General features: G+C 66.7%; 8 protein-coding genes. 2 read left to right on the top strand and 6 right to left on the bottom strand.

All coding sequences use genetic code 11. The features are described from left to right. Nucleotides 1-329: 329 nt before the first annotated feature. Complete coding sequence (locus AB4Y84_RS06925) at nucleotides 330-1196, bottom strand: lysozyme inhibitor LprI family protein (protein WP_442244012.1); 867 nt, start codon at nucleotides 1194-1196, stop codon at nucleotides 330-332. Between the two features lie 192 nt (nucleotides 1197-1388). Continuing rightward, nucleotides 1389-2843, bottom strand: a complete 1455-nt coding sequence (locus AB4Y84_RS06920; RefSeq protein ID WP_442244011.1) for a SulP family inorganic anion transporter — start codon at nucleotides 2841-2843, stop codon at nucleotides 1389-1391. Between the two features lie 238 nt (nucleotides 2844-3081). Between AB4Y84_RS06920 and AB4Y84_RS06915 the strand changes: the two genes are divergently transcribed. Together AB4Y84_RS06915 and AB4Y84_RS06910 are read left to right on the top strand one after the other, a co-directional pair. Continuing rightward, nucleotides 3082-4032 (top strand): cation diffusion facilitator family transporter, encoded by a 951-nt coding sequence (locus tag AB4Y84_RS06915; RefSeq protein WP_442244010.1) that lies wholly within the window; start codon nucleotides 3082-3084, stop codon nucleotides 4030-4032. A 111-nt stretch (nucleotides 4033-4143) separates the two neighbouring features. Then, a complete protein-coding gene (locus AB4Y84_RS06910; protein ID WP_004153735.1) occupies nucleotides 4144-4569 on the top strand; it encodes an organic hydroperoxide resistance protein in 426 nt (141 codons plus the stop codon). Nucleotides 4570-4717: 148 nt separating this feature from the next. Here AB4Y84_RS06910 and mmsB read toward each other — a convergent pair whose 3' ends face one another. From mmsB to AB4Y84_RS06890, 4 genes are all read right to left on the bottom strand, one after another. Then, entirely contained in the window at nucleotides 4718-5608 is an 891-nt protein-coding gene (gene mmsB / locus AB4Y84_RS06905; RefSeq protein ID WP_442244009.1) for a 3-hydroxyisobutyrate dehydrogenase, read from the bottom strand. Beyond that, on the bottom strand, nucleotides 5605-6780 hold the full coding sequence (locus AB4Y84_RS06900) for an enoyl-CoA hydratase/isomerase family protein (RefSeq protein ID WP_442244008.1): 1176 nt from the start codon (nucleotides 6778-6780) through the stop codon (nucleotides 5605-5607). Before AB4Y84_RS06900 ends, mmsB begins: the two co-directional genes overlap by 4 nt. Beyond that, nucleotides 6777-7574 (bottom strand): enoyl-CoA hydratase, encoded by a 798-nt coding sequence (locus AB4Y84_RS06895; RefSeq protein ID WP_136639106.1) that lies wholly within the window; start codon nucleotides 7572-7574, stop codon nucleotides 6777-6779. Before AB4Y84_RS06895 ends, AB4Y84_RS06900 begins: the two co-directional genes overlap by 4 nt. Beyond that, nucleotides 7571-8663, bottom strand: a 1093-nt coding sequence (locus tag AB4Y84_RS06890; RefSeq protein ID WP_442249918.1) for an acyl-CoA dehydrogenase family protein, incomplete at its 5' end; no start/stop codon positions are given. The genes AB4Y84_RS06890 and AB4Y84_RS06895, both read right to left, overlap by 4 nt.

The raw sequence follows: 8663 nt of genomic DNA, 5'->3' as shown, positions 1-8663 counted from the left end.
GCAGTTGCAGGCGTCGCGCTGGCCGGTGTCGATGTGGCTGCCGGTGTGGGCTCATCTGCACTGGCGGCAGCGGCAACCGTGGCGCTGTCGGCCGAAGGGGCCTGGCAGGCGCCCAGCAACAGGCACAGCACCAGCGCAATTCCGCGTCGGATTTCAAAGGCGGATCGATCAATGCGCGCAGGCGCGCTCAAGGCTTGCATTGCTTGCTTCTCCCTGGTGAGTCGCCGGGTGGGTCGGCAAAGAGGAGCCGTCCATCGGCCCCATCACGGTGAGGATGCTACGCCAGCGCAGAATGCCGATGCCTGACTGAATTCAGGTTTCAGCCGACATCAACGCCGCTCGCGCGCCTGCAGTTCCTCCGCGCGGTTGGCGTAGCGGTTGATGAGGCACGACTGCGCGTCCAGCGCCTGGCCCACGCTCTCTGTACCCGGGCTGCAGCGCTTGTCGGTGTCCTCGGCCCAAGTGGCCTGTTCGTCCATCCAGCGGTCCTTGGCCGGACCGTCGGGGCCGTTCATCAGGCGCGCCACTTCGGCCTGCAGCTGCGTCTGGTGGTAGGCCAGCTCGGTATCGCCGCAGGCCTGGATATGGTCGTTCATGCCACGGGCCTGCTGCACACAGCGGATGAATTCCGGTCGAAGCGTTGCCTGGGTGTAGGAGGTATCGGGCGGGCCGCTCTGCGCCAGCAATGCGTCGGCGCGGTTGGCCACACGGAACAGGCGGCACTCCTGTGCCTTCTGCAGGTCATCCACACCGGCATTGGCCGGAGCGGCGCAATGCCGATCGGTATCGCTGCGCCAGGTCGCCTGGGTAGCCAGGAACGCATGCTTGGCAGCACCGTCGAGCCCGGTCACGGCTTTGCTGGCACCTTCTTCCAGGCGCCCCTCCTGATAGGCCAGTTCATCCTTGCCGCAGGCCTGCAGCATGCCCGCATCCTCCACGCCATCCACGCACCAGCCATAAGCCGGGCGCAGGCGACCATCTGTGTAGGAGGCATCAGGGTACCCAGAGGAATCACCGGTCGCTGGGTTGGGGGCGGTTGCCGGCGATGCCGCGGCGAGCGGTGCCGGGGTGGCCGCCGCTTCGGCCGATGCAGGGGAAGAAGGTGCCTGGCACGCGGTGAGCGCCAGGCACAGGGCCAGCACCTTCCAGTACCGACGGCCGGAGACGATCTGTTCATTGCCCCGACGGGCATCCATTGCCTGCATCAGCCTGTATCTCCCTTGCGTGTCGCCAGCGGGTGCCGGCGGGGAGGGACCGTCCATCGGCCCCGATCACGGTGCAGATCCTACGACAGCGGCGGTTTCAGATGGCTGACTGAATTCAGCTTGCGCGGACGGCGTCGCAGAAACTGCCTGGCCAGTCCGAGGCATGGAGCCGCGAGCGCGCGGTCAATGCGCGCCGCCGCGCCCTCCCACCTGTTCGATCAGCGTCTGGCTGGCGGCGTTGAGGCCGACAACACTGACTTCGGCGCCGTGCGCGGCCAGCTTTTCCCCTGCGCGTTCCAGCGCGGCGACGGCGGTCAGGTCCCATAGATGGGCGTCGCGCAGGTCGATCTGTACCTTCGGCGCCACGTGCTGGTAGTCGAACGCCGCACCCAGCTGCCCGGCGGAGGCGAAGAACACCTGGCCGCGCACGCGGTAGACCTGCATGTCCGCAACGTCTTCGCGCTGCACGTCGAGCATGTGGCCGACCTTGCGGGCGAAGAACAGCGCCGACAGCAGCACGCCGCTGAGGACACCCTTGGCCAGATCATGGGTGGCCACGGTGACCACCACGGTCAACAGCATCACTGCCGAGGAGCTGCGCGGATGCGTGCGCAGGTCGCGCAACGAGCGCCAGCTGAAGGTGCCGATGCTGACCATGATCATCACCGCCACCAGTGCGGCCATCGGGATCTGCCGCACCAGGTCGCTGCCGTACACCACCAGCACCAGCAGCAGTACGCCAGCCACAAGGCAGGACAGGCGGCCTCGCCCACCGGAGGTCACGTTGATGACCGACTGGCCGATCATCGCGCAGCCGGCCATGCCACCGAGGAAACCGGTGACCGTGTTGGCCAGGCCCTGGCCGACGCACTCGCGGTTGCGCTCACTGGGCGTCTCGGTGATGTCTTCGACAATCTGCAGGGTCATCATCGATTCGAGCAGGCCGACCACCGCCAGCGTGGCCGACACGGGCAGCAGGATGCGCAGCGTTTCCCAGGTGAAGGGCACATCCGGGATGAGGAAGTACGGCAGGCTGTCGGGCAGCTGGCCCATGTCGCCCACCGTGCGCACATCGATGCCGAAGCCGATGACCACGGCGGTGAGCACGATGATCGCCACCAGAGGCGATGGCACGGCACGGGTGACGCGTGGCAGCAGGTAGATGATGGCCAGCGCGGCAGCACACAGTACGTAGACCGCAGGACCGCGACCGATCAGCTCGGGCATCTGGGCCAGGAAGATCAGGATGGCCAGCGCATTGACGAAGCCGGTGATGACCGAGCGCGAAACAAAACGCATCAGCGAGCCAAGCTTGAACAGGCCAGCCACTACCTGCAGCAGGCCGGCCAGGATGCTGGCGGCGAACAGGTACTGCAGGCCGTGATCACGAACGAGATCGACCATCACCAGCGCCATCGCACCGGTGGCGGCGGAGATCATGCCCGGACGGCCACCGGCGATGGCAGTGATCACCGCGATGGAGAACGCGGCGTACAGGCCGACCTTGGGATCGACGCCGGCGATAAGCGAGAAGGCGATTGCTTCGGGAATCAGCGCCAGGGCAACAACGGCGCCGGACAACAGATCACCACGGAGGTTGCCGAGCCATTGCTGGCGCAGGGGATAGGACGTTTGCATGGAAAAGCTCCGCGCACACGCGGGCGAGGCCACGTGGCGCTGCAGTGGAAAGACACGGATTCCTGAGCCGGATGGGCCGGCTGCCGATGGGCGGCAAGGGTCAGGGTGGCGTGATCACTGCAGTGTGTCGTCGGGTAGCGTGGGAGGGGCGGAGTTTACTGCAGCCGATGAGCCGGAGGTAGGCCAGACTGCGTGAAAGGCGGCGGAGCATGGCTCCGCTCTACAATGCTGCATGGTCATGGCCCCGCCCCGCTTCTTCGATCCACGCACCGAACAAGGCGTGCTGCGCCTGTCCATCGTCGGCTCGCTGCTGTTGGCTGCAGCTGCGGTGGTGTTCGGCCTGCTGGCCAATTCTTCGCTGATCATCTTCGACGGCATCTACGGCCTGATCGACGTGGTGATGACCTGGCTGTCGTTGCTGGTCGCGCGGCTGATCGCCCTGTCCACGCAGACCGATGCCGTGCAGTCGCGACTCAATCAGCGCTTCACCATGGGGTTCTGGCACCTGGAACCGATCGTGCTGGGAGTGAGCGGTACGTTGATGATCGGCGCAGCGCTGTATGCACTGGTCAATGCGGTCGATGCGCTGATGTCGGGCGGGCGCCAGATCGCGCTTGGTCCCGCGATCATCTTCGCGGCACTGTCGATCGTGGCCGAGAGCGCGCTGGCCTGGTTCGTGCTGCGTGCGAACCGGCGCATCGGCTCGGAATTCATCGCGCTGGATGCGAAGAACTGGGTAATTGCCGCGAGCATGTCGGCGTGTTACCTGGCGGCCTTCCTCGGCGGTGTGCTGGTGCGCGGTACATCGTTGGCCTGGGTCGGGCCGTACATCGATCCGGCCATCCTCGCCTTCGTCTGCGTGCTGGTGATGATCGCGCCACTGGGCACGGTCCGCCGCGCACTGGCCGGCATCCTGCTGGTCACCCCGCCGGAGCTGCAGGCGCACGTGGATGCGGTGGCGCGCGATATCGTCGCCCGACACGGCTTCGTCGAACACCGCAGCTATGTGGCGCAGGTCGGCCGTGGCGAACAGATCGAGCTGTTCTTCGTGGTGCGCGAGGACGACCCGCCGCGGCCCCTGCTGGAGTGGGATCACCTGCGCGACGAAATCGGCGATGCGCTGGGCGAATCCTCGCCGGACCGCTGGCTGACCATCATGTTCACCACTGACCGGGAATGGACGATCTAGGCCCGGCGGACGATCCGTCAAGTTTTGCAGACGAACTGTCACCCACCGTCTGCAGAATCCGGGCAAAGTAGGCTCCAACGCACCACCCACCCACTGACCAGGAGCATCCCGATGTCCATCGAAAAGGTTCTGTACACCGCCCAGGCCACCTCCACCGGCGGCCGTGAAGGCCGTTCCGTGTCCTCCGACAACGTGCTGGACATCCAGCTGTCGACCCCGCGCGAGCTGGGCGGCGCTGGCGGCCCCGGCACCAATCCGGAACAGCTGTTCGCGGCCGGCTATTCGGCCTGCTTCCTGGGCGCACTGAAGTTCGTCGCCGGCCAGGCCAAGGTCGCACTGCCGGCCGACACCACCGTGACCGGCAAGGTCGGCATCGGCCAGATCCCGACCGGTTTCGGCATCGAAGCCGAGCTGACCATCAACGTGCCGGGCGTGCCGCGCGAGCAGGTGGAAGAGCTGGTGCAGAAGGCGCACATCGTCTGCCCGTACTCCAACGCTACCCGCGGCAACATCGACGTGACGCTGATCGTTGCCTGATGCGCTGATGCCGGCCAGCGGCCGGCACTACCCGCGCGCGGGGCAAAAAAATGGGCGGATGCCGGTCGAAACCGTGCATCCGCCCATCCCACCTTCGTTGTCCCGCAAGGGGGCATGAGGTTGCCGGCCAGCGGCCGGCACTACCAGGTCACTTTTCGCTCGTGATGAGCTGCACGACGCTGGAGAAATCCAGCTTGCCGCGGCCCGCCTGGTGATTCATCGAGTACAGGTTGCGGGCCACTTCACCCAGCGGGATCGAGGCGCCGACACTCATCGCCGCTTCCACTGCCAGGCCCATGTCCTTCAGCATCAGATCGCTGCCGAAACCGCCGCTGTAGCCGCGCGACGCCGGTGCGTTTTCCAGCACGCCCGGCCACGGGTTGCACACTTCGGTAGCCCAGCTGCGGCCGGTGCTGACCGCCATCATCTGCGACAGCACCTTCGGGTCCAGCCCGTGCGCAACGCCCAGCGCGATGGCTTCGCCGGTGACGGCCATGATCACGCCCAGCGCCATGTTGTTGCACAGCTTGGCGACCTGGCCGGCGCCGCTGGCACCCACATGGAAGATGTTCTTGCCCATCGCCTGCAGCACGGGGCGGGCGCGTTCCAGCGCGTCCTCTTCACCGCCGACGATGAATGTCAGCGTGCCGGCCTGTGCGCCGGCAGTACCGCCTGATACCGGCGCGTCGATCATCTGCAGGCCACGTGCGGCGGCCGCTTCGGAAACCTTGCGCGCGCTGGCCGGGGCAATCGTGCTGCAGTCGATGACCAGCGCACCGGCGGGAATGGCGGCAAGGATGCCGTCGTCGCCCAGGTACACGCCTTCGACGTGGCGGCTGGCCGGCAGCATCGAGATCACCACTTCAGCGTCGGCAAGCGTCTCGCGTGCCGATGGCGCGGCGCTGGCGCCTGCATCGACAGCGGCCTGTACAGCAGCCGGCACCAGATCGAACACGCGCACGGTGCGGCCGTTCTTGACCAGATTGGCGGCCATCGGGCCACCCATGTTGCCCAACCCAATGAATGCAATGCGGCTCATGCCAGGCTCCTTTCAACGACAGGGGTGCCCAGGTCGGCCAGCGGATGCGCGGCATCGGCCCAGGGAGAAGCGAAGAACGTATCGGCCCATGCGCGGCTGGCATCGGCCAGCGTGGCCGGGGTCCACGACGGATTGCGATCCTTGTCGATCAGCAGCGCGCGGATGCCTTCGGCAAAATCGCCATGCGCAGCGCAATGCAGTGCCGTGATGTATTCCAGCCGGTACACGCTCGCCAGGTCCTGGCCGGCGCTGCGGCGCTGCAGTTCGAAGGCCAGCCGTGCCGAACCCGGCGCACCGGCGGCGAGCGTCTTCTGTGCGGCCTGCAGCCAGGCATCATCGGTCTGCAGGGTGCTGATGCGTTCGACGATGGCGGTAAGGTCATCGCCTTCGCACAGCGCATCGACCTGCGCGGCATTGGCCAACAGCGGGCCGGTAGCTGCATCGCTGGCGAACGACAGCAGCAGCTGTGACAGGCGCTCGTGGTTGCGTGCGGCATCGGCCGACCACGCGACCTGCAGCAGCGCATCGAACACCGCGCTGCGGCGTTCCTCGGCCACGTGCACGTCGGCCAGGCCGGCATAGATCGCATCGCCGGGGTTGAGCAGCGCACCGGTCAGGGCCAGGAACAGGCCACCGTTGCCCGGCACGCGCGGCAGCAGCCAGCTGCCACCCACGTCAGGGAACAGGCCGACAGTGATTTCCGGGAAGGCGAGCTTGGAACGCTCGCTGACCACGCGATGGCTGGCGCCGGACATCAGGCCGATGCCGCCGCCCATCACGATGCCATGGCCCCAGCACAGGATCGGCTTGGCGTAGGTATGGATCAGGTAGTCGACGCGGTACTCGACGTCGAAGAACTCGGCGGCGTAGTCGTTCCCGCGGATATCACTTTGGCCGGCGTCGCGGTAGGCACGCATGCTCTGGTACAGGCTGTGCAGGTCACCGCCGGCGCAGAACGCCTTCTCACCGGCGCCCTGCAGCACCACCATGGCGATGGCATCGTCGTCGGCCCAGGCATTCAACTGCTTCAGCAGCAGGTGTGCCATCGGCAGCGAGAAGCCATTGAGCGTGCGCGGTGCGTTCAGCGTGGCGATGCCGATGCGCGTGCCATTGCTGGCCACGCGCTCTTCGAACAGCACCGGTGCGTCATCGGCAGCGGTGTCGATACTCATGCGTTTTTCCACTGCGCGGCGCGCTTTTCAAGGAAGGCACTCACGCCCTCGACCTGGTCGGCGGTGTCGAACAGATCGACGAAGGCCTCGCGCTCGGCCACCAGCGCCGACGCATGGGTGCCGGTGCGCGTGGACTGCACCAACGTCTTGCAGGCGGCAATGCTGGTCGGGCTCTGCTTGCCGGCCTTCTTCGCCCATTCCAGTGCCAGCGCCTTGGCTTCGCCCTTGCCGACCTTTTCTTCGGCCAGGCCAATGCGCAGTGCGGTCTCGGCGTTGATGCGCTCGCCCAGCAGGATCATGCGCTTGGCCCAGCCCTCGCCGACCAGGCGCGGCAGGTTCTGGGTGCCACCGGCGCACGGCAGCAGGCCGACGGTGGCCTCCGGCAGCGCGACCTGGGCATGGTCTTCGATGATCCGCAGGTCACAGGCCAGCGCGCATTCCAGGCCGCCGCCCATGGCATAGCCGTTGATCGCGGCGATCGACACGCCACGGAAACCGGACAGCGCCTCGAAGGCTTCGCCGAAGCGGCGTGCCGCTTCGCGTGCGGCAGCCTTGTCGCCGGAAGCGAACTGGTTGAGGTCGGCACCCGCGGAGAAGAACTTCTCGCCATCACCGGTGATCACCAGCGCGTAGATGTCGCGGTCTGCGTTGAGCGCGCCCACCAGGTCGCGCAGCGCCGACAGGCTGTGCACGGTCCAGGTATGCGCCGGCGGGTTGTGCAGGGTGACGACGGCGGTGTGGCCATCGGCCTCGACCTTCAGGCCCACGTGTTCCTGGGTACGCCAATCCTTCATCGCAGTTCCTCTTCGGTGTTGAGCAGGTGACGGGCAACGATCACCCGCATGATCTCGTTGGTGCCTTCCAGGATCTGGTGCACACGCGAATCGCGCAGCAGGCGTTCGATCGGGTATTCGCGGATGTAGCCGTAGCCGCCGTGGATCTGCAGCGCTTCATTGCAGACGTTGAAACCGGCATCGGTGGCGAAGCGCTTGGCCATCGCACACCACACATTGGCATCGCTGGCACCGGCGTCGAGCTTGCGCGCAGCCGAATGCACCATCTGCCGGGCGGCCACCAGTTCGATGGCCATGTCGGCCAGCTTGAACTGCAGCGCCTGGAAATCAGCCAGCGCCTTGCCGAACTGGCGGCGCTCGCCCATGTAGCGGCGTGCGGCATCCAGCGCGCCCTGCGCAGCACCCAGCGAGCACGCGGCGATGTTGATGCGGCCGCCATCGAGCCCCTTCATCGCCAGCTTGAAGCCGCCACCTTCCTCTCCCAGAAGGTGGCTGACCGGTACGCGGACGTTTTCGAAGGTGATGCCGCGGGTGGGCTGGCTGTTCCAGCCCATCTTCTCTTCCTTGCGGCCATAGCTGATGCCCGGCAGGTCGGCCGGCACCGCGATCGCGCTGACCCCGCCTGCACCGGCACCGCCGGTACGTGCCATCACCACCAGCAGCTCGGTGGCACCGGCGCCGGAAATGAAGGCCTTGGAGCCATTCAACACGTAGAACTCGCCATCGCGCACGGCGGTGGTCTTCAGCGAGGCTGCATCCGAACCGGCGCCCGGCTCGGTCAGGCAGTACGAGGCCAGCTTGCTGCCCGAAGACAGGTCATTGCCCCAGGCATCACGCAGGGCCGGTTGGCCCCACTTGGACACCATCCACGAGGCCATGTTGTGGATGCTGATGTAGGCCGCGGTCGACGGGTCGACGTTGGCGAGCTCCTCGATGACGACGGCGGCGTCCAGTCGGCTCAGGCCGCTGCCGCCCACTTCCGGGTCCATGTACAGACCGCAGAAGCCCAGTTCACCGGCCTTGGCGATCGCCTCGCGCGGAAAGATGCCCTCCGCATCCCATCGCGCGGCGTGCGGCGCCAGTTCGGCC

This window comes from Stenotrophomonas sp. 2YAF22, from assembly GCF_052114665.1.
GTDB lineage: Bacteria > Pseudomonadota > Gammaproteobacteria > Xanthomonadales > Xanthomonadaceae > Stenotrophomonas > Stenotrophomonas indicatrix.
Note: the sequence above shows the minus strand (reverse complement) of the source record. Positions and strands in the feature narration are given on the sequence as shown.

Bases quoted from the DNA above. Each gene is read 5' to 3' on its own strand.
- AB4Y84_RS06910 (WP_004153735.1), top strand. From the start codon at position 4,144: ATGTCCATCGAAAAGGTTCTGTACACCGCCCAGGCCACCTCCACCGGC.
- AB4Y84_RS06915 (WP_442244010.1), top strand. From the start codon at position 3,082: ATGGCCCCGCCCCGCTTCTTCGATCCACGCACCGAACAAGGCGTGCTG.
- AB4Y84_RS06895 (WP_136639106.1), bottom strand. From the start codon at position 7,574: ATGAAGGATTGGCGTACCCAGGAACACGTGGGCCTGAAGGTCGAGGCC.
- AB4Y84_RS06920 (WP_442244011.1), bottom strand. From the start codon at position 2,843: ATGCAAACGTCCTATCCCCTGCGCCAGCAATGGCTCGGCAACCTCCGT.
- AB4Y84_RS06925 (WP_442244012.1), bottom strand. From the start codon at position 1,196: ATGGATGCCCGTCGGGGCAATGAACAGATCGTCTCCGGCCGTCGGTAC.
- mmsB (WP_442244009.1), bottom strand. From the start codon at position 5,608: ATGAGCCGCATTGCATTCATTGGGTTGGGCAACATGGGTGGCCCGATG.
- AB4Y84_RS06900 (WP_442244008.1), bottom strand. From the start codon at position 6,780: ATGAGTATCGACACCGCTGCCGATGACGCACCGGTGCTGTTCGAAGAG.